Genomic DNA, 21,055 nt, shown 5'->3' with positions numbered 1-21,055 from the left:
ACGACCGCGACGTCGAAGCCGGACGCCGAACAACAAAAAGCCGGGCGAAAGCCCGGCTTTTTCAGTTTCGTCAACGCTCGAAGCCCTCAAGCCGTCGGCTGCGGCTCCAGCCCTGCGTCCGGAGCCTTGGGCCGCGGCTTGCCGGCGGTCGGCACGGCGGAGCCGCGGGGCGTCGGCGGTTCGTCGGTCACCTCACGCACCGGCGGCTTGCCCTCCAGGATGTCCTTGATCTCCTGGCCCGTCAGCGTCTCGTATTCCAGCAGCGCCTTGGCGAGCGTGTCCATGACGTCCTTGTGCTCGGTGATGATGCGCCGCGCGGTCTCGTAGCCTTCGTCGATGAAGCGTTTGATCTCGTTGTCGATCTTCAGCATCGTCGTGCCGGAGACGTTCTGCTGGCGCGCCACCGACATGCCGAGGAACACCTCGTCCTGGTTCTCGCCATAGGCGACGGTGCCGAGCTCCTTGGAAAAGCCCCAGCGCGTCACCATCCCGCGGGCGATGTTGGTCGCCATCTGAATGTCCGACTGGGCGCCAGCCGTCACCTTGTCGTCGCCGAAGAACACCTCTTCCGCCACGCGCCCGCCCATCGCCATTGCGAGACGGGAGGTGAGCTGCTCGTAGGAGATCGAGATCTGGTCCTTCTCCGGCAGGTACTGGACCATGCCGAGCGCCCTGCCGCGCGGAATGATCGTCGCCTTGTGGATCGGATCGTTCGCGGGCGTGAACAGGGCGACCACGGCGTGGCCGGCCTCGTGATACGCGGTGACCTTCTTCTCCTCGTCGGTCATCACCATCCGGCGCTCGGCGCCCATCATGATCTTGTCCTTGGCCGAGTCGAACTCGGCCGCCGTGACCATGCGCTTGGAGCGACGGGCGGCGAGCAGCGCCGCCTCGTTGACGAGGTTCATCAGATCGGCGCCCGAGAAGCCCGGCGTGCCGCGCGCGACGGTCTTGAGGTCGACGTCCGGCGCCAGCGGCACCTTGCGGACATGAACCTTCAGGATCTTCTCGCGGCCGATGATGTCGGGGTTGGAGACCACGACCTGGCGGTCAAACCTGCCGGGACGCAGCAGAGCGGGGTCGAGCACGTCCGGACGGTTGGTCGCGGCGATCAGGATGATGCCCTCGTTCGCCTCGAAGCCGTCCATCTCGACGAGCAGCTGGTTCAGCGTCTGCTCGCGCTCGTCATTGCCGCCGCCGAGGCCGGCGCCGCGATGGCGGCCGACCGCGTCGATCTCGTCGATGAAGATGATGCACGGCGCGTTCTTCTTGGCCTGCTCGAACATGTCGCGCACCCGCGACGCGCCGACGCCCACGAACATCTCCACGAAGTCGGAGCCCGAGATCGTGAAGAACGGCACGTTGGCTTCGCCCGCCACCGCTCGCGCGATCAGGGTCTTGCCCGTGCCGGGAGGGCCGACGAGCAGCACGCCGCGCGGGATCTTGCCGCCGAGCCGCTGGAACTTCTGCGGGTCGCGCAGGAACTCGACGATCTCCTCGAGATCGCTCTTGGCCTCGTCGACGCCAGCGACGTCGTCGAACGTCACGCGGCCGTGCGCTTCCGTGAGCAGCTTGGCCTTGGACTTGCCGAAGCCCATCGCCTTGCCGGCCCCGCCCTGCATCTGGCGCGAGAGGAACACCCACACGCCGATCAGCGCGATGAAGGGCAGCCACTGCAGCAGCAGGGCGACGAACCAGGGCATGTTCTCGCCGGGCGGCCGCGCGGTGATCGCGACGCCCTTGCCATAGAGCCTCTGCACCAGCGACGGATCGTTCGGCGCATAGGTCTGGAACTGCGCCCCGTCGGTGTACTGGCCGGTGATGTTCTGCCCTTCGATCACGACGCCCCTGACGCGGCCGTTGTCGACCTCGCTCAGAAGCTGGCTGAAGGAGATGTCGTTGGTCTGCGCGCGTTGGCCGGGGTTCTGGAACAGGGTGAAGAGCGCCAGCAGCAGCAGGACGATGATCACCCAGAGGGCGAAGTTCCTGAAGTTCGGGTTCATTGCAGGCCTTTCGCGCCTCTCGGGCGGCGTGCCGGCGCCACCGGAGCGCCTCGCCCGATCGAATGTAGGCTCAGGCGCCCCGAATGCCAAGACGAAGGAACGACGTAGACCCTCTTACGTCGCGTTGCTTCGCCGCAATCGCCGGGTCTAACTTGGCGAAAGGAGCGCGGACCGCTGGGCGGACGGTCTGCGACGGCGCGACGAGGATCTTTGAGGCGATGACAACCTTCGACAAGCGCGAGCAGGCGCTCGAGGCGCTGTTCGTCCACGACGAAGAGATGAAGTTCTGCGCGGCCGCCCGCCGCAACAAGCTGCTCGGCCTCTGGGCCGCGGAGAGGCTGGGCAAGCAGGGCGAGGCGGCGGAGGCCTACGCGAAATCGGTCGTGATGTCGGACTTCGAGGAAGAGGGCGATCACGACGTGTTCCGCAAGGTGCGGCGCGATTTCGACGACGCCGGCGTCGCCCACTCCGACCAGGAGATCCGACGCGTCATGGACGAGTTGCTCGCGACGGCGGTCGCGCAGCTGCAGACCGAGCGATGATCCGCGCGCGATGAGTCAGAGAGGCGGCCTGACCGCTGGCGGCGTGGGTCCCGGAGCGTTTCCGGCGACGGCGCTCGAGCACGGCGGGCCGCACTTCAACGGCTGGCTCTGCGTGCCCTCGCCGCTCGTGGCGGAGACCGTGGCGCGGGCGGGGTTCGGATCAGTCACGCTCGACGCGCAGCACGGCTTTGCGACCTTCACGTCGATCGTGGACTGCGTCGCGGCGGCGGCGCTTGCGGGCAAGCCCGCCCTCGTGCGCCTGCCGCTCGGCGGCTTCGGGCTCGGCGCCCGCGCCCTCGACGCCGGCGCGGCCGGGCTGATCGCGCCGATGATCGACACGGCGGCGGACGCCCGGGCGTTCTCCGACGCCGTCAAGTTCCCGCCTCTCGGCCGCCGGAGCTGGGGCCCGAACCGCGCGCTCGGCCTGCTCGGGCTCGACCGGCCGTCCTATCTCGCGAGAGCGAACGAGCTGACGCTCGCCCTCGCCATGATCGAGACCGAACTGGCGCTGTCGAACGTCGACGCGATCGCGCAGACGGACGGCGTCGACGGCCTGCTGATCGGCCCGAACGACCTGTCGGTGTCGCTCACGGGCGGCGTCGCGGTCGATCCCGGCCATCCCCGCGTGATCGCAGCGCTCGGCCGCGTGCTGGACGCCGGACGGCGCGCCGGCAAGCCGGTCGCGATCTTCGCCAACAGCCCGGCCTACGCGTCCGACTATATGCGCCGCGGCTTTCCGATGATCGCGCTCGGTCCCGACCTCGGCTTCCTTGCGGCCGGCGCGGAACGGACGCTCTCCGACGTGTTCGACGCGCCTGCGATCGGAGCGTCGCCGGGTGGATGACCACGCCTTTCGTCTCGTCATGGCTTGCGCGGGATTCGACGAGCGAGCACGTGTATCGGTGAACGGATCGCCCTGTCGGGGCGTTGCGTTCGACGGCGTGCGCCGAATGCCCGGCGCGCGGCGGAGTTCAGCGGGCGGAATGGAACTCCGGCGACGGCAGAATGAGAACCGAAGGAGTTCGACGACCATGTCATTTGGATTGAAGGTCGCGCTGATGACCGGCGCGCTGCTGGCGACCGCCGGCGCAGCGCAGGCGGCCCAGGGCGTTGCGACGACCGCCCTGAACGTGCGCTCCGGTCCCGGCGGCAATTATGCGGTGATCGACACGCTGCCCGTGGGCGAACGCGTCACCGTGCTCGGCTGTACGGCCGGGTGGTGCGAGATCAGCATGGGTCCGGACGGCACTGGCTTCGCCAGCGCCAGCTTTCTCGACATCTCCGGCGGCGGCCCGCGCGAGCGGGTGATCGTCGAGGAGCCAGCTCCGATCGTTTCGGGCGTCGCGATCGGCGGCTATTGGGGCTCCGATCCCTATTACTACGACGACGGCTTCTACTATTACGGCGGCCGCTGGTACGGGGTGCGGCCGGGACGGCCGGGCTGGGAGCGCTCGTGGCGGCGCGATCATCGCCCGCGTCCGGGCTGGGGTGGACCGGGTCGTCCGGGCGGCGGCTGGGGCGGGCCGGGCCGGCCGGGCGGATGGGACGGTCCTGGCCGTCCTGGCGGCCATGGTCCGCGTCCCGGTTGGGGCGGACCCGACGGTCCCGGCGGTCCCGACAGGCCGGGCCGGCCCGATCGACCGGGCCGACCCGACCGCCCGGATCGTCCCGACCGGCCAGATCGTCCCGACCGGCCAGATCGACCTGACCGCTCGGATCGCGGCGACCGCATGGACGGAAACGGCCTCGCCGGCCGTTCGGCTGGCGGCGGCATGCGCGGAGACCGGGGGGACAGGATGGGCCTCGATCGCGCCGGCGGCGGAGAGCGCGGTGGCGGAGAGCGTGGCGGCGACCGTGGCGGCGACCGTGGCGGACGCGGCGGTCGGGATCGCTGATACGACCCTATAGACGGCGTAATGCGGACGGGCGGCGAGAGCCGCCCGTTTTCATGTCTGGTCGATCAGCCAACGGTCGGCTCAGCTCTCGCCGAACACCCGCGCGAACACCGCGTCAACCGACTTGAAGTGATAGCCGAGGTCGAAGGCCGCCTCGATCTCGGCTTCGTCGAGGAACCCGCGCACCGTCTCGTCGGCCTTGAGAAGCGTGAGGAAATCGCCCTCCCCGCGCCAGACTGGCATCGCGTTGCGCTGGACGAGGCTGTAGGCCTGCTCGCGAGACGCGCCCTTCTGGGTCAGCGCGAGCAGAACGCGCTGGGAATGGACCAGACCGCCAAGCCGGTCGAGGTTGAGCTGCATGCGCTCGGGGTAGACCACCAGCTTCTCGACGACGCCTGCGAGCCGCGACAGCGCGAAGTCAAGCGTCACCGTGGCGTCCGGCCCGATCATGCGCTCGACCGAGGAATGCGAGATATCCCGCTCGTGCCAGAGCGCGACGTTCTCCATCGCGGGGATCGCATAGGAGCGCACCATGCGGGCGAGGCCGGTGACGTTCTCCGTCAGCACCGGGTTGCGCTTGTGCGGCATCGCCGAGGAGCCCTTCTGGCCGGCGGAGAAGAACTCCTCCGCCTCCAGCACCTCGGTGCGCTGCAGGTGGCGGATCTCGATCGCGAGCCGCTCAGCCGACGAGGCGACGACGCCGAGCGTGGCGAAGAACATCGCGTGCCGGTCGCGCGGGATGACCTGCGTCGAGACCGGCTCGACGGCGAGGCCGAGCTTCTCAGCGACGTGCGCCTCGACGGCCATGTCGATGTTCGCGAATGTGCCGACCGCGCCCGAGATCGCGCAGGTCGCAATCTCCTTGCGCGCCGCCACCAGCCGCTCGCGCGCGCGCTGGAACTCGACGTAGAAGCCGGCGAGCTTCAGTCCGAAGGTGGTGGGTTCGGCGTGGATGCCGTGGCTGCGCCCGATGGTCGGCGTCAGCCGGTGCTCCATCGCGCGGGTCTTCAACGCCTCGAGCAGGCGGTCGACGTCGGCGATCAGGATGTCGGAGGCGCGCGCGAGCTGCACGGCGAGGCAGGTGTCGAGCACGTCGGACGACGTCATGCCCTGATGCACGAAGCGCGCGTCCGGCCCGACGAACTCGGCGAGATGGGTCAGAAACGCGATGACGTCGTGCTTGGTCTCGCGCTCGATCTCGTCGATCCGGTCGATGTCGAACACCGCCGACCCGCCCTTTTCCCAGATCGTCTTCGCCGCCTCATACGGGATCACGCCGAGCTCGGCGAGCGCGTCTGCGGCGTGCGCCTCGATCTCGAACCAGATGCGGAAGCGCGTCTCCGGCGACCAGATCGCGGTCATCTCGGGACGGGAATAGCGGGGGATCATGGGAGGACGCTCGGCGGTTTCCGGGGGGCGCGGGCGTCGTATCACGTGCGGGGCGCGGCGCAAGGCTTGCGGTCAGGCGCCGAGCGCCACGCTTCAGTCCTCCTCCACATCCCTCAGCGGCTTCAGCACCGTCCGTCCCCGCCCCTGCGGGCCCGGGCGCCCTTCGACCAGCGCGGCGACGATCCCGTGCAGGGTGCGTAGGTCCTGCTTGGTCGGCTCCATGCGGTGGATCATGTTGCGGAGGTTGCGCACCATCGAGGCGCGCTTGGCCGTCGAGCGGAAGAAGCCGGCCTCCTCGAGCTCGCCCTCGAGATGGGCGAACAGCGAGACGAGCTCCGCATGGGTGCCGGGCGGCGAGCGGGTGGGCATGGCGAAGACTTCCGCCGCGGTCGCCGCCTTGAACCACTCATAGCCCATCAGCAGCACCGCCTGCCCCAGGTTCAGGCTCGCATAGGCGGGGTTCACCGGAAACGTCACCACCCGGTGGCTGAGCGCGATCTCGTCGTTTTCGAGCCCGGTGCGCTCGCGCCCGAACAGGATCGCGGCCTTTTCGCCGCTCGCCATGTGGCCGGCGAGCAGCCTGGCGGCGGCGTCCGGCGCGTCGACGGGCTTGGCCTGCCCCCGCCCCCGCGCGGTGGTGGCGAGCACCAGCGAGCAGTCGGCGACGGCGTCGGGGACGCTGTCGAAGTGCCGCGCGGCCTCCAGCACGTGGTGCGCGCCGGCGGCGAAGGTGCGGGCCCCTTGCGCCTCGGTGCGGCCGGGAGCGCGCACCACACGCAGGTCGGCGAGCGCGAAGTTCGCCATGGCGCGCGCGACCGAACCGACGTTCTCGGCGAGTTGCGGCTCGACGAGCACGACCGCGGGGCCCGCCGGCAGCGTCGCCGCGAGATCGATCTTGGTGCGGTCCGTGCCAGCCATGCGTCGCCCATGCGCTCCGCCGTGTCGGGAGCGACGAGCGCATAGCACGCCGGAGCCCCGCGACTGAAGCGCGGGGGCTCGGTTCAGTCTTCGACGGCGCTCCGGAAGACCGGGTCGTCGGCGAAGGCCGTCAGGTCGTCATGGAACGGTTCGCCGCCATGCTTGGCCGGGTCCAGGATCTGACGAAGCAGCGTTCGCGCGGGACCGTCCGCGGACGGCTCGATGCGGCGGATCTCGGCGATATGCTTCAGCGCCTCGTCACGCAGCTCCCCGAGGTCCGCCGTCGCGCCGCCCGGCGCGTTGCGAAGCTGTTGCGCCTGCTGGCCGATTGCGGCGGCCGCCCAGAGATGCACCATCGCGTCGTCGCTGAACTTCGGGCTCGCAAGCAGCGCCGCCGCCAGCGCCTTGGCCTCGATGAAGCCCTGCGGCGGCGGAAGGTACAACGCGATCAGCAAAGCGTCGCGCATCAGCGCCTCCTTCTCCTCTCCGTTCGTCGCCAGATTGATCCCGTCCTTCAAGGCGGCGAAGGCCTCGCGCGGCCGGCTCTGCACGAAACGGATTTCGGCGAGCCGACGCCGGTAGATCGACCGGTTTTCGGTGTCGCGGCTGATCGCGGCGAGCCACGCCGCCTCGGCGGAGGTCAGATCGCCCTCGCGCGCCTTGGCGAGCGCCCAAGCGGCGTAATCCTCCGCGGTCGCCAACGCGTCGCGCCCCCGGTCGAGCAGACGGCGGTCGGCTGACGTCAGGCCGGTCGTCTCGAGATCCGGCAGCTTCTCGATCGGGGTCGCGAAGATGTCGCCGCTGTACTGGATCCCGTCCGCGAAGAAGCCCTCGTCCCGCCGCTCCGCGGCCCGCACGCTCTGCGTGAACAGATAGAGCCCTTCCGTCCGCGTGAGCAGATAGACGTAGAGGAAGCCGACCGCGAACGCGGTGACGGCGGTGAGGCAGGCGACGAGGCCGACCCCCGCGATGTCCCGGAACATGTCCTGGAACTGGGCGCCGAACGCGTTGAGGTTCGCGGTGATCGCGTTCAGCTGGATCAGGCCGACGCCCACGATGATCTTGGTCAGCCAGTCCGACAGGTCTTCAAGATTGCTGTTGCTGTCGAACAGACGGTCGCTGACGGCGGCCTCCGCCGCGGGCCGGGAGTCGCTCGCCTCGGCCTTGGCGACGATCCGCTTCGCCGCGAGACGCGGTATGCCGAACAGAAAGCCGGCCGCTCCGCCCAACGCCGCCAAGCAGGTCATCACTGCGCAGAAGGTCGCGAACATCTTGAGCGACTGGGCGTAGTCCGCCGCCTGCAGCGCGAAGCCCGCGACGCCCGCGATCGTGAAGGCGGAATAGAAGAGGACGAACCGGCCGACCTTGGCGAGTTCGCCCGTGCGACGCGCGACCCAGAGGTCGTGCATCCGGTCGCCGATCGATTTCTCCGCCATGCCCATCCCCCTCTCCGCGACGCCCGGGGGAATGATGCATTAAAATCTATGGTTGTAAATTACAGATACGAACACATCTATGGTTGCTCATTCCTCGCCCTGCTCGAACGCCGCCGCCACCAGCGCGAGCGCAGGCAGGCCCGCGCCGACCACGGCCGCGCCGACCCAGCCGAAATGCGCGAACACGGGGCTGGTCAGCGCCGACCCCACCGCGCCGCCGAGGAACAGGATGGCGACGTAGAGCCCATTCAGCCGCCCGCGGGCCGCCGGGTCGAGCGCGTAGATCGCGCGCTGGCCGAAGATCATGTTGGCCTGCACGCCCATGTCGACCACCACCGCGCCGAACAGCAGCGCCGCAATCCCAAGAGCGCCGCCGCCGAGGCTCCCGTCGAGCGCGGCGCCTGCGAAACCGGCCACGGCGCAGGCGATCGCGATCAGCGTGCCGGCGCGGGTGTGGCCGGCGTCCGCCCACCGCCCGGCGACCGGGGCGATCAGCGCGCCTGCCGCGCCTGCGAGCGCGAACAGGCCGATCATGCTGTGCGACCAGCCATGGACGGAGGCGAGCTGCATCGGCGACGCCGTCCAGAAGATGCTGAAGGCCGCGAACATCGCCGCCTGATAGAGCGCGCGGCGCCTCAGCGTAGGATAGGCCTTCAGCAGGCCGAGCATCGAACCGACGAAGGCGAAGTAGCCGACGCCGCCCGCGGGCCTCCGCGACGGGATCACCGCGCGCAGCGCGACCGCGGTGACCGCCATCAGCACGGCGGAGAGCCCGAACATCGCCCGCCAGCCGAACGCGTCGGCGACGACGCCGGCGACGGGCCGCGCGAGCAGGATGCCGAACAGCAGCCCGCTCATGATCGTGCCGACCACACGTCCGCGCGTCGCCTCAGGCTCCATGCCGGCGACCAGGGGCAGCAGCATCTGGGCTGCGACAGACGAGACGCCGACCAGCAGCGAGGCGGCGAGGAAGGCCGCCCCCGTCGGCGCCGCGGCGGCGAGCCCGAGCGCGACGACCGCGACGCCGAGCGTGACGGTGAGCAGCCGCCTACTCTCGAACAGGTCGACCAGCGGCGCGATCGCGATCAGACCGATCGCGTAGCCGACCTGAGTCAGCGCCACGACAGCGCTCGCGACCGTGGGCTCGATCGCGAGATCCCGCGCGATCAGGTCGACCAGCGGCTGGCAATAATAGAGGTTCGCGACGATCACGCCGCAGGCGACCGACGCCGCAAGGACCGCCGCGCGGCTCGCGCCCTCGCGCGGCGCGCTGTGAATTGCGGCGTCGAGGCCGGTCATGACGGATATCCCTGAGTTGAAGCCGCCACGCCCCCGCATGCGGCTGAGCCCCAGTTAAGCCGCCGCGCCCGCGAAACCATATGCCGCGATGCAAGACAGCCCTGCGCCCGCGCGGCCCGCGTCTTTGCCCTCCGAGGCCGCGATGCTAAGACGGCCGGACGTCGCCAGCCCAGAGGAAGGCCGCCCGCCCCATGCCGAAGATCAAGGTCGCGAACCCCGTCGTCGAGCTCGACGGAGACGAGATGACGCGGATCATCTGGGCCGCCATCAAGGACAAGCTGATCCACCCCTATCTCGACCTCGACCTTGAATATTACGACCTCGGCATGGAGAGCCGCGACGCCACCGACGATAAAATCACCGTTGAGGCGGCGGAGGCGATCAAACGCGTCGGCGTCGGCGTGAAATGCGCGACGATCACCCCCGACGAGGCCCGCGTCGAGGAGTTCAAGCTCAAGAAGATGTGGCGCTCGCCGAACGGCACGATCCGCAACATCCTGGGCGGCGTGATCTTCCGCGAGCCGATCATCGCGAAGAACGTGCCGCGGCTGGTGCCGGGCTGGACCCAGCCGATCGTGGTCGGCCGCCACGCCTATGGCGACCAGTACCGCGCGACCGACTTCCGGTTTCCGGGGAAGGGCAAGCTGACGATCAAATTTGTCGGCGAGGACGGCCAGACCATCGAGCACGAGGTGTTCGACGCGCCGTCGGCCGGCGTCGCGATGGCGATGTACAACCTCGACGACTCGATCCGCGACTTCGCGCGCGCCTCGCTGAACTACGGCCTCAACCGCCGGTTCCCGGTCTATCTGTCCACCAAGAACACGATCCTGAAGGCCTATGACGGCCGCTTCAAGGACATCTTCGCCGAGGTCTACGAGGCCGAGTTCAAGCAGAAGTTCGCGGACGCCAAGATCTGGTACGAGCACCGCCTGATCGACGACATGGTGGCCTCGGCGCTGAAATGGTCAGGCGGCTATGTCTGGGCCTGCAAGAACTATGACGGCGACGTGCAGTCCGACACGGTGGCGCAGGGCTTCGGCTCGCTCGGACTGATGACCTCGGTGCTCACCACCCCTGACGGGAAGATCATGGAGGCGGAGGCCGCCCACGGCACCGTCACCCGGCACTACCGCGAGCATCAGAAGGGCAAGGCGACCTCGACCAACTCGATCGCCTCGATCTTCGCCTGGACCCGCGGCCTCGGCCACCGCGCCAAGCTCGACGACAACGCCGAGCTCAAGCGCTTCGCCGAGACGCTGGAGAAGGTCTGCGTCGCGACCGTGGAGAGCGGCTTCATGACCAAGGACCTCGCCCTGCTTGTCGGCGACACCCAGGGCTGGCTGACCACCGAGGGCTTCCTGGACAAGGTCGACCAGAATCTGCAGAAGGCGATGGGCTGAGGGACTAGCCGGAGACCGCCGCCGGCGCAGGGCCGGCGGCGATCGTCTCGAGCAGAAGACCGCGCCGCTCAGCTCCGGCGAACCCCAGAAGCACGGACGCGGACGAGGCTGCCGCGGCCTTCGCCAGATCGCCGTCCGTGATCTCGCCCGCGATCCAGAACGACAGACATCCACGAAAGCCGATGGCGAGTTGGGCGGCCAGCGCCCCCACCGCCACGTCGCGATCGGCGGCGAGGCCCGATAGATCCCCCAGGGCCAGCGTCCAGAGTTCGCGCGACTGCGCCCAGACCGCGCTCGGCGCAGGACTGACCATTCCCAGGGACCCCACCACGGCCTTGTAGACCGCGGGGCGCTCCAGCAGCAGGCTGCTCGCGACGCCGCTCATCGCCAGCACGCGATCTATGTCGTCGCCTTCGCGCGCCTCATTCCGGAAGCGCTCCGCCATGCGGCCGATCACCCGCGCCGAAAGCGCCTGGATGATCGCGGTCTTACCCCCGAAGTGATTGAACGGCGTGACGAAGCCCACGCCCGCCTCCGCCGCCAGCGCCCGCATCGAGAATTCCGCCGTCGCGCTGGACTGCAGAAGCCGCTCGGCGGCGTCGAGCACCGCCTCGCGCGCCGCCAGCCTGTTCCTGTCCCTGAGGGATCGCGTGACGCTCCGCTTCGCTGTCATGGCCGGCGACGTCCATTTTCATATTGCAATATGCAATTCATATCATGATATGTTTTTTCAAACGAGCAGGAGCTTCGAGATGGCCCATCAGAAAACCTTTCTTATCACCGGCGTGAGCTCCGGCCTCGGCGCCGCCTTCGCCTCGGCCGCCCTCGAGGCCGGTCATCGGGTGGTCGGCACGGTGCGGAAAAGCGACGACGGCGCGGCGTTCGCCGCCGAAGCTTCCGACCGGGCGCACCCCTTGCTCCTCGACGTGACCGACTTCGACAGGATACCGGCCGCTGTCGCGCAAGCGGAACAGACGGCCGGACCGATCGACGTGCTCGTCAACAATGCGGGCTACGGCCACGAGGGGACGCTGGAGGAATCGCCGCTCGAGGAGCTTCGCCGGCAGTTCGACGCGAACGTCTTCGGAGCGGTGGCCATGATCAAGGCCGTCCTGCCCGGCATGCGCGAGCGCCGCTCAGGCCACATCGTGAACGTGACCTCGATGGGCGGCTTCATCACCATGCCGGGCATCAGCTATTACTGCGGCAGCAAGTTCGCCCTTGAGGGAATTTCCGAGGCGCTCGCCAAGGAAGTCGCCTCCTTCGGCGTGCGCGTCACGGCGCTGGCGCCCGGGCAGTTCCGGACAGATTGGGCCGGCCGCTCGATGGTACGCAGCGACCGCGCCGTCGCCGACTACGACGCGGTGATGGACCCGATCCGCGCGGCGCGACAGGCGAAGAGCGGGCGTCAGCCGGGCGACCCTGCGAAGGCCGCCGCGGCGCTGCTGACGGTGGTCGACGCCAAGGAACCGCCCGTCCGGCTCTATCTGGGCGACGACGCCCTGGCTCTGGTCGAAGGCAAGCTCGGACAGATGAAGGCCGAGATGGCGCGCTGGGAGACCCTCTCCCGCTCGATCAACTTCGACTGATCCTCAGGCTGCGGCGAGCCGCGCGGCGACCGCGTCGAGGGCCTCGCCGGCCTTGCCGCCGTCAGGGCCGCCGGCCTGGGCCATGTCGGGCCTGCCGCCGCCGCCGGAGCCCCCGAGCGCCGCCGAGGCCGCGCGCACCAGATCGACCGCGTTGAACTTGGCGACGAGGTCCGGCGTCACGCCGACCACCACGCCCGCCTTGCCCTCGGAGGTCACGCCGACGATCGCGGCGACGCCCGACCCCATCGAGCGCTTGGCTTCGTCGACGAGGCCCTTGAGATCCTTCATCTCGATGCCCTCGACCGTGCGGGCGAACAGCTTCACGCCGCCGATCTCGCGGGTCGCCTCGCCGTCCGCGGCCCCGCCGCCGCCCATGGCGAGCTTCTTGCGGGCCTCCACGAGTTCGCGCTCCAGCCGCTTGCGCTCCTCGACCAGCGCCTCGACGCGGGCGACGACGTCCGCCTCCGGAGCCTTGAGCAAAGCGGCGAGTTCGCCGACGCGCGCGTTCTGCATTTCGAAATGCAGCCGCGCCGCCTCGCCTGTCAGCGCCTCGACGCGACGAACCCCGGATGCGACCCCGCTCTCGCCGACGATCGTGATCGGGCCGATCTCGCCGGTCGACCCGACATGGGTGCCGCCGCAAAGCTCGATCGAATAGGGCTTGCCGTCCTCGGTCCGCCCCATCGAGACGACGCGGACCTCGTCGCCGTATTTCTCGCCGAACAAAGCGCGTGCGCCAGAGTTGCGCGCCTCCTCGATGCCCATCACGCGTGTCGTGACGGGGTCGTTCTGCAGCACGATGGCGTTCGCGATCGTCTCGATCTTCGTCAGGTCGGAATCGTCGATCGGCTTGGGGTGGCTGAAGTCGAAGCGCAGCCGGTCGGGCGCGACCAGCGAGCCCTTCTGCGCGACATGGTCGCCAAGCGTCAGGCGCAGCGCCTCGTGCAGCAGATGCGTCGCGGAATGGTTGCCGCGCACCCGACGGCGGCGCGCGTGGTCGACGACGAGATCGAGCGCGTCGCCGATGGAGACGCCGCCCTCCGTGACCTCGACCGCGTGGACATAGAGGTCGCCGAGCTTCTTCTGCGTGTCGGTCACCGTGATCGATACGCCGGGCGCGGACATCCGCCCGACGTCCCCGACCTGGCCGCCGGATTCGCCGTAGAACGGCGTCTGGTTCACGACCAGCAGGCCGGTCTCGCCGGCGGCGAGGCGCTCGACCTCCAGCCCGTCCTTGACGAGGGCGACGACCGAGCCCTGGGCCTCCTCGACGCCATAACCGAGGAACTCCGTCGCGCCGGCGCGCTCGCGGACGCCGAACCAGACGGTCTCGGTCGCGGCCTCGCCCGAGCCCGACCAGGCGGCGCGCGCCTCCGCCTTCTGGCGGGCCATCGCCGCGTTGAAGGCGTCGAGGTCGACCGTGACGCCGCGGGGGCGCAGCGCGTCCTGCGTGAGGTCGAGCGGGAAGCCGAAGGTGTCGTAGAGCTTGAACGCGGTCTCGCCGGCGAGCCTGTCGCCTTCGCTCAAACCTTCCGCCGCTTCCTCGAGCAGCCCGAGGCCGCGCGCGAGCGTCACGCGGAAGCGCGTCTCCTCAAGCTCCAGCGTCTCGGTGATCAGCGCCTCGGCGCGCACCAGCTCAGGGTACGCCGCGCCCATCTCGCGGATGAGCGACGGCACCAGCCGCCACAGCAGCGGATCTCGCGCGCCCAGCAGCTGCGCGTGGCGCATTGCGCGGCGCATGATGCGGCGGAGCACATAGCCGCGGCCCTCGTTCGACGGCAGCACCCCTTCGGCGACCAGGAAGCTCGACGCGCGAAGATGGTCGGCGATCACGCGGTGCGACGCGCGCGCCTCGCCCTCCGCCGATACGCCGGTCGCCTCGACGCTCGCATCGATCAGGCTGCGGAACAGGTCGGTGTCGTAGTTCGACGGCACGCCCTGCAGGATCGCAGAGATGCGCTCGAGCCCCATGCCGGTGTCGATCGACGGCCGCGGCAGGTCGCGCCGGTCGCCGGGCGCGACCTGATCATATTGCATGAAGACCAGGTTCCAGAACTCCAGGAACCGGTCGCCGTCCTCGTCCGGGCTGCCGGGCGGGCCGCCGGCCAGCCCTTCGCCCTGGTCGAAGAAGATTTCCGAGCACGGCCCGCAGGGGCCGGTGTCGCCCGCCGCCCAGAAATTGTCCGACGAGGCGATGCGGATGATGCGGTCGTCGGAGAAACCGGCGATCTTCTTCCAGAGCGCGTGGGCCTCGTCGTCGTCGACATAAACGGTGACCAGCAGCCGATCCTTCGGCAGGTCGAACGTCTTGGTGACGAGGTTCCAGGCGAGCTCGATCGCGCGCTCCTTGAAATAGTCGCCGAACGAGAAGTTGCCGAGCATCTCGAAGAAGGTGTGATGCCGGGCGGTGTAGCCGACATTGTCGAGATCGTTGTGCTTGCCGCCGGCGCGCAGGCATTTCTGTGCGGTGGTCGCGGTCGAATAGGGCCTGCGCTCGAGCCCGGTGAACAGGTTCTTGAACTGCACCATGCCGGCGCTGGTGAACATCAGCGTCGGGTCGTTGCGCGGCACCAGCGGGCCGGACGCCACGGGCTGATGACCCTCGCCCGCGAAATAGTCGAGGAAGGTCTTCCGGATCTCGTTGACGCCGCTCATCGTGCCCAAAATGTCTTGCCGGATGGAAGGCTCAAGGTAAGGGCGGCCGGAAACGGCCGGCGCCCCGTCGCACGCGCCTCCCTGAGGCTGCGCGCAACGGGGCGCGGGCGCACCTTAATCGCCTCATTCCTCGCCTGTCCAGAAAACGGGCCGCGACGTGAGAGCCCGGCCGGCCGATCAGGCGTCGACGTCAGGGTCGTTCGGGTCGACCTCGTCGAAGATCTTGTCGGCGATGATGCCGGCGGCGGCCCGGACCGCGGCCTCGATCCGCTGCGCGATCTCGACGTTCTCCTTGAGGAACGCCTTGGCGTTCTCGCGGCCCTGGCCGAGGCGCTGGCTGTCGAAGGAGTACCAGGCGCCCGACTTCTCGACGATGCCGGCCTTGACGCCGAGGTCGACGAGCTCGCCCGCCTTCGAGACGCCCTCGCCGTACATGATGTCGAACTCGACCTGCTTGAACGGTGGCGCGACCTTGTTCTTCACCACCTTGACGCGGGTCTGGTTGCCGACGACCTCGTCGCGGTCCTTGATCGCGCCGATGCGGCGGATGTCGAGACGGACAGACGCGTAGAACTTGAGCGCGTTGCCGCCCGTCGTGGTCTCCGGCGAGCCGTACATCACGCCGATCTTCATGCGGATCTGGTTGATGAAGATCACCATCGTGTTCGACTTCGAGATCGAACCGGTGAGCTTCCTGAGCGCCTGGCTCATCAGGCGGGCCTGCAGGCCGGGCTGGACCTCGCCCATCTCGCCCTCGAGCTCGGCGCGAGGCGTCAGCGCCGCGACCGAGTCGACCACCAGCACGTCGACCGCGCCGGAGCGGACCAGCGTGTCGGCGATCTCGAGCGCCTGCTCGCCGGTGTCGGGCTGCGAGATCAGCAGGTCCTCGAGGTCGACGCCGAGCTTGCGGGCGTAGATCGGGTCGAGCGCGTGCTCGGCGTCAACGAAGGCGCAGACGCCGCCCTTCTTTTGCGCTTCCGCGATGGTGTGGAGCGCGAGCGTCGTCTTGCCCGAGCTTTCCGGGCCGAAGATCTCGATCACCCGGCCGCGCGGCAACCCGCCGACGCCAAGCGCGATGTCGAGCCCGAGCGACCCGGTCGACACCACCTCGATCTCGGCGAGCACCTGGCCGGCGCCGAGCCGCATGATCGATCCCTTGCCGAAGGCGCGGTCGATCTGCGCGAGCGCGGCGTCGAGCGCCTTGGTCTTGTCCATGGAGCTTCCTTCGACGAGGCGGAGTGCGGATTGGGACATCGAGTCGCTCCTTATGGCACGGGGCCGGACAGACCTTCAATGCAGCAGATGTACCTGCTTTGTTCCGACTACGCAAGTGGGCGGCAACCTCTTGCCGTCGCTTGCCTTTCCACGGCGTGTTCTTATTCTGATCCGGTCAGTCCCGGGCCGTGGGATCCGAGCCCATCGTCTCCTTCACCGCCTGCACGAGCTGCTTCAGCGAGAACGGCTTCGGCAGGAAGGCGAAGGTCTCGCCGTCCGGCAGGTTCTTCTTGAAGGCGTCTTCGGCGTAGCCCGAGACGAAGATGATCTTGAGGTGCGGCTGGGTCTTGCGCAGCTCCCGGAGCAGGCTCGGCCCGTCCATCTCCGGCATCACGACGTCGGAGACCACGAGCTCGATCTCCGGCCCGCGCTCCTTCATGCGCTCGAGCGCCTCCACGCCGGAGCTCGCCTCCACCACCGTGTAGCCGCGCGAGGCCAGCGCCCGCGAGGCGAAGGCGCGCACCGCGTCCTCGTCCTCGACCAGCAGCACGGTGCCGCGCCCGGTCATGTCCTGCGAGCCCGAGGCGGCCGCGGCGGGCTTGACCTCCTCCGGCTCCTCGACGGCTGTGTGGCGCGGCAGCAGGATGCGGAAGGTCGCGCCCTTGCCGGGCTCAGACAGCGCGAAGACGTAGCCGTCGGTCTGCTTGACGATGCCGTAGACCGTGGACAGGCCCAGTCCCGTGCCCTTGCCGACCTCCTTGGTCGAGAAGAACGGCTCGAAGATCTTGTCGAGGATCTCGGGCGGGATGCCGGGCCCGGTGTCCTCGACGTCGATCAACACGTAGTCGGCGCGCGCGAGCTCGACGTCGCCGAACGTCCGCACCTCGTCGGCCGGCACGTTGCGCGTGCGGATCGTCACCGCGCCGCCCTCCTCGCCCATCGCGTCCCGGGCGTTGACCACGAGGTTGATGATCACCTGTTCGAACTGGTTGAGGTCCGCCTTCACCCGCCACAGGTCGCGGCCGTGGACGAGCTCGAGCTTGACGTTCTCGCCGACGAGGCGCCCGAGCAGCATGCGGAGCTCGGCCAGCACGTCGCCGAGCGCGATCACCTGCGGGCGCAGCGTCTGGCGGCGCGAGAACGCGAGCAGCTGGCGCACGAGGCTCGCCGCCCGGTTCGCGTTCTGCTTGATCTGCATGATGTCCTGGAAGGACGGATCGGTCGGCCGGTGGTTCGCCAGCAGCAGGTCCGAATAGCCGATGATCGCGGTCAGCACGTTGTTGAAGTCGTGCGCCACGCCGCCGGCGAGCTGGCCGACGGCGGTCATCTTCTGGCTCTGCGCGAACTTCGCCTCCAGCGCCCGCTGGTCGGTGGTGTCGAGCGCATAGACCACCGCCGCCTCGTGGTCGTCGCCCTCGCCGTCGTCGACGCGCGCCACGAACAGCCGGGCCGAGCGGCCGCCTTCGCCGGGCAGCGTCACGTCGACTGGCGGGACGTCGCCCACGCCGCCCGCGGCCGCCGCGATCGCGGCCTCGATCGCCGCCCGGTCGCGCTCGCCGACGAAGGCGGCCGCGATCGAGCGCTCCGCCCCCGGCTCGCCGCGCAGCCGTTCGCCGAACAGCTTTGCGAACGGCGCGTTCGTCCGGAGCGTCCGGCCGCGCGCGTCGACGGTCGCGATCGCGAGCGGGGTGTTGTTGAAGAAGCGGGCGAAGCGCACCTCCGCCGCCCGCAGCGGCTCCGAGACGTCGGCGCCGGGCCCGCGGTCGAGCACCAGCGTACGCGAAGCGCCCGCGCGCCCCGCCGCATCCCACGCGACCGCGTGCAGCAACCTCGCGGGGAGAGAGCGGCCGCCTCGCGTGCGCAGGTCGACGTCGATGATCTCGGTCGTCACCGCGCCCGGCTTGGGGGGCGCCTGCTCCACCAGCGCCGCGCCGTCGCCGGCGAGAATCTCTCGCAGCTTCAGCGCGCCGGAGCCGATCCGGGTCAGATCCTGGTCGAGCCAGCCGGCGAGCGTCGCGTTCATGTAGACGATCGCGCCGTCGCCTTCCGCCGCGAAGAAGCCGGCCGGCGCGTGATCGAGGAAGTCGACGGCGTGCTGCAGCTCCTGAAAGACGTTCTCATGGCGCTCGCGCTCGGCGGAGACATCGGCCAGCGTCCACACCGTCTCGACGCCCCCGGCGCCCGGCCGCGTGACGGGCCGCACGCCGATTCGGAACCAGGCGCCCTGTCCGTCGGCGAGCGTGGCGCGCGCCTCCTCGAAGGCCCGCTTTCCCGAGCGCGCGGCCTGCGCCAGCCGGTAGATCGCCTCCGCCACGTCGGCGTTTCCGGCGAAGACGCGCTCGACGGTGCGGGCCGAGGCCGGCCCCTCGGCGCGGGTGAGGTCGAGATAGGCGTCATTGGCGTAGACGATGCGCCCGCTCTCGTCGGTGACGAGGATGCCCTCCTCCGCGGTCGCGGCGATCGCGCGGGATAGATCGTCGCGCGAGCCGCGGCTCGCGAAGCTGATCAGCCCGAGCGCGCCGGCGAACAGCGCGAAAACGCCGATCACCGAAAGGCCCGCGAGCAGCGCCAGAATCCACGGCTGCGCGGCGTCGCCCTGCAGGAACGAGATCGCGAGCCCGGCGCCGACCAGCGCGAGCGCGAGCAGCATCACCAGCCCGACGGAGCCCGCCCGGCCGCTGCGGTCGATCGGCGGCTCTGCGACCACACGGTCTCCCTCGACGATGCTGCTCATGCTTCCTCGCGCGACGAGCGGGGGGCGATTCGGGCGTGCTCCGCCGCGTGGCGAGACCATGAGGCTGACCGCGTCCGGTTTCAACAAGTCCCGCGACGGGACGGGACACATATCGCCCTGCCCCCAGGCGGCGCGAAGCGAAGATCCGGCCCCCAGACGCGCGCATGTTTCAGAAATTGGCGTTTCCGTCGGCGAGATCGATCGTCAGGCGTCTGCGATCGCCTCATGCCAGCGCATCTTCGTCTTAAGAGGCGCAAGAAGCGGCGGATCGACCGCCCCGACCACGCCGTTGCACCCTGACGAATCATAGGAAAGCGGGAGGTGAGGCGCCTGCGCCATGCGGTTCGATTTTCGCGGAATGCGCGTCCACCCGGCAAAATCTGCCGCATCCATGGTTAACCGGCCGTTAAGAACGTTAAGTTTCCGTTCACCTTGGACGTGACTTTGGCTATGACGAACGAGCGGGTCGCGGTCACGTGATCCGACGCGCTCGACGGCCGCGCCGTCGCGGAGGCCTGCCGGGCCTTCGCCGCGCTTTCGAGATTGGGGTGAGACCGCGTGTTCGATCAGTTCCTCGGCGGAATTCCGACGCCTCTCAAGATTGCTCTGGCCCTCGCATTCGTCATCGCGCTGGTCATCCTTGCGGCTTGGCTGCAGAAGCGCTTCGGCGGTCAGCGGCTTGGCGGAGCGGCGATGGCCGGCCGGTCGCGCCAGCCGCGTCTCGGTGTGCTTGACGTGCTGGCCGTCGACGGTCGCCGCCGGCTGGTGATCGTGCGCCGGGACAATGTCGAGCATCTCGTGATGATCGGCGGCCCGAACGACATCGTGGTCGAGAGCGGAATCCTGAGAGTGCCGACCGGCATGCCCGTCCAACGCGAGTCGGCGCCTGCCCCGGAGGCGCCGGCGGCCCGCACGATTCCGCCGCAGGCCAGCCCCGCCCAGCGCGCCGCCCCGCAGGTCGCGCCGCCCGCGCCGCAGAACGCCGAACGCGCCGCCCAGCTCCGGCCGGCCGACCGCGGCGGCCCTCGCTCCGTCGAAGCGCCCCCGATGGCGCCGTCGCGCGGCGAGCCGACGGTCCCCCCCGTAAGATCCGTGACGCCCGCTCCGCAGGCCGCAGCGCCGGCTCCGAAGCCCGCCGCCCCGCCGCCGCCCGCCGCGCCGGTCGCTCCGCCCAAGCCGGCGGCTCCCCCCGTCGCCGTCACGCCGCCCGCTTCGAAGCCCACGAGCCCTGCGCCGGCCGCGCCGCCCGCAGCGCCGGAGCCGGTCGCCGCGAAGCCCGAACCTGCCCCGGCCGCCCCCCCGCCTCCTGCGCCGCAGCCGATCATCGCGGGACCCGCGCCCCGTCCTGGCCAGGGCGACAGCCGTTCGACCGAGATCGCCGAGCGTCTCGCAGCTGCGCTAAGGCGGCCGGTCACGCCAGCTGCGGCCAAATCTCCCGAACCGGCTCCGAAGCCGGCTCCGGCTGCGGGGGCGAAGAGCCCCGAACCCGCAGCCTCGGCAAAGGAGCCGACCCCGGAACCCGCGCCGAAGATTCCGGAACCCGCCCCTAAGGCGCCCGAGCCATCGGCTCCCGCGCCCGTCGCCTCCGCGCCATCCAAGGACACCCCGCGCGAGTTCCCGCCGCTGGTTATGCCCCCGGCCCAGAAATCCGAGCCGTCATCGACCGCGCCAGAGGTGAAGCCCGAGCCCCGCGTCGCGGCGTCTGAAAGCAGGCCGGCGCCCGCCCTGGATGAAGATCCCTTCGCCTCGCTGGAGGCTGAGATGGCGACGCTTCTCGGACGGGATGTCGCCAAGCCAAAGCCGTAAAGCTGGAACGGTGGCCTTGCGCCGCCGTTCCGTAGCGGGGCGATCTGGCTAAGGCCCGCCGCCGGCGAGAAGATCGCACCGCCCCGCGTCGCCCAATGGCGGCCGCGGCCAGATCACCGAAGTCCGGCAGCCGCGCTCCTGCCGGCAAGCGACAGACGTCCAGCCGCCTGG

The 21,055-nt window shown here is 69.7% G+C and carries 16 protein-coding genes; 6 read left to right on the top strand and 10 right to left on the bottom strand.

What is annotated here, in order from left to right:
- Positions 1-86 precede the first annotated feature (86 nt).
- Positions 87-2,003: an ATP-dependent zinc metalloprotease FtsH gene (gene ftsH / locus PKE75_RS04595; RefSeq protein WP_271167518.1), complete on the bottom strand. Its 1,917-nt coding sequence runs from the start codon at positions 2,001-2,003 to the stop codon at positions 87-89.
- A 218-nt stretch (positions 2,004-2,221) separates the two neighbouring features.
- Between ftsH and PKE75_RS04590 the strand changes: the two genes are divergently transcribed.
- The 3 genes from PKE75_RS04590 (at position 2,222) to PKE75_RS04580 (ending at position 4,440) form a co-directional block, all read left to right on the top strand.
- Positions 2,222-2,545: a DUF1476 domain-containing protein gene (locus PKE75_RS04590; RefSeq protein ID WP_271167517.1), complete on the top strand. Its 324-nt coding sequence runs from the start codon at positions 2,222-2,224 to the stop codon at positions 2,543-2,545.
- Between the two features lie 10 nt (positions 2,546-2,555).
- On the top strand, positions 2,556-3,389 hold the full coding sequence (locus PKE75_RS04585) for an HpcH/HpaI aldolase family protein (protein WP_271167516.1): 834 nt from the start codon (positions 2,556-2,558) through the stop codon (positions 3,387-3,389).
- Between the two features lie 187 nt (positions 3,390-3,576).
- A complete protein-coding gene (locus tag PKE75_RS04580; protein WP_271167515.1) occupies positions 3,577-4,440 on the top strand; it encodes an SH3 domain-containing protein in 864 nt (287 codons plus the stop codon).
- An 81-nt stretch (positions 4,441-4,521) separates the two neighbouring features.
- Here PKE75_RS04580 and purB read toward each other — a convergent pair whose 3' ends face one another.
- From purB to PKE75_RS04560, 4 genes are all read right to left on the bottom strand, one after another.
- Positions 4,522-5,829 (bottom strand): adenylosuccinate lyase, encoded by a 1,308-nt coding sequence (gene purB, locus PKE75_RS04575; protein WP_271167514.1) that lies wholly within the window; start codon positions 5,827-5,829, stop codon positions 4,522-4,524.
- A gap of 93 nt (positions 5,830-5,922) precedes the next feature.
- Positions 5,923-6,747 carry an RNA methyltransferase gene (locus PKE75_RS04570; RefSeq protein WP_271167513.1) on the bottom strand — a complete coding sequence of 275 codons (825 nt, stop codon included), beginning with the start codon at positions 6,745-6,747 and terminating at the stop codon, positions 5,923-5,925.
- 83 nt (positions 6,748-6,830) lie between these two features.
- Positions 6,831-8,183, bottom strand: a complete 1,353-nt coding sequence (locus PKE75_RS04565; protein WP_271167512.1) for a hypothetical protein — start codon at positions 8,181-8,183, stop codon at positions 6,831-6,833.
- Between the two features lie 87 nt (positions 8,184-8,270).
- Positions 8,271-9,482, bottom strand: a complete 1,212-nt coding sequence (locus PKE75_RS04560) for an MFS transporter (protein ID WP_271167511.1) — start codon at positions 9,480-9,482, stop codon at positions 8,271-8,273.
- Between the two features lie 191 nt (positions 9,483-9,673).
- On the opposite strand from PKE75_RS04560, the gene PKE75_RS04555 reads away from it, so the two are divergent.
- Complete coding sequence (locus PKE75_RS04555; RefSeq protein WP_271167510.1) at positions 9,674-10,885, top strand: NADP-dependent isocitrate dehydrogenase; 1,212 nt, start codon at positions 9,674-9,676, stop codon at positions 10,883-10,885.
- Between the two features lie 4 nt (positions 10,886-10,889).
- Here PKE75_RS04555 and PKE75_RS04550 read toward each other — a convergent pair whose 3' ends face one another.
- The gene (locus tag PKE75_RS04550; protein ID WP_271167509.1) at positions 10,890-11,558 is read right to left on the bottom strand and encodes a TetR/AcrR family transcriptional regulator; all 669 of its coding nucleotides are present in this window, start codon (positions 11,556-11,558) and stop codon (positions 10,890-10,892) included.
- Between the two features lie 79 nt (positions 11,559-11,637).
- On the opposite strand from PKE75_RS04550, the gene PKE75_RS04545 reads away from it, so the two are divergent.
- Complete coding sequence (locus PKE75_RS04545) at positions 11,638-12,474, top strand: oxidoreductase (protein ID WP_271167508.1); 837 nt, start codon at positions 11,638-11,640, stop codon at positions 12,472-12,474.
- A gap of 3 nt (positions 12,475-12,477) precedes the next feature.
- On the opposite strand, the gene alaS is transcribed toward PKE75_RS04545, so the two are convergent.
- The 4 genes from alaS to PKE75_RS04525 form a co-directional block, all read right to left on the bottom strand.
- Positions 12,478-15,129 (bottom strand): alanine--tRNA ligase, encoded by a 2,652-nt coding sequence (alaS, locus tag PKE75_RS04540; protein WP_271167507.1) that lies wholly within the window; start codon positions 15,127-15,129, stop codon positions 12,478-12,480.
- Positions 15,130-15,306: 177 nt separating this feature from the next.
- On the bottom strand, positions 15,307-16,383 hold the full coding sequence (recA, locus tag PKE75_RS04535; protein ID WP_271167506.1) for a recombinase RecA: 1,077 nt from the start codon (positions 16,381-16,383) through the stop codon (positions 15,307-15,309).
- A gap of 136 nt (positions 16,384-16,519) precedes the next feature.
- Positions 16,520-19,078 (bottom strand): cell cycle histidine kinase CckA, encoded by a 2,559-nt coding sequence (cckA, locus tag PKE75_RS04530; RefSeq protein WP_271167505.1) that lies wholly within the window; start codon positions 19,076-19,078, stop codon positions 16,520-16,522.
- A gap of 204 nt (positions 19,079-19,282) precedes the next feature.
- Complete coding sequence (locus PKE75_RS04525; RefSeq protein WP_271167661.1) at positions 19,283-19,873, bottom strand: hypothetical protein; 591 nt, start codon at positions 19,871-19,873, stop codon at positions 19,283-19,285.
- Between PKE75_RS04525 and PKE75_RS04520 the strand changes: the two genes are divergently transcribed.
- Positions 19,772-20,884, top strand: a complete 1,113-nt coding sequence (locus PKE75_RS04520) for a flagellar biosynthetic protein FliO (RefSeq protein WP_271167653.1) — start codon at positions 19,772-19,774, stop codon at positions 20,882-20,884. The genes PKE75_RS04525 and PKE75_RS04520 overlap by 102 nt on opposite strands.
- Positions 20,885-21,055: the final 171 nt, after the last annotated feature.

The organism is Hansschlegelia plantiphila, assembly GCF_027922265.1.
Lineage (GTDB): Bacteria > Pseudomonadota > Alphaproteobacteria > Rhizobiales > Methylopilaceae > Methylopila > Methylopila plantiphila.
Note: the sequence above shows the minus strand (reverse complement) of the source record. Positions and strands in the feature narration are given on the sequence as shown.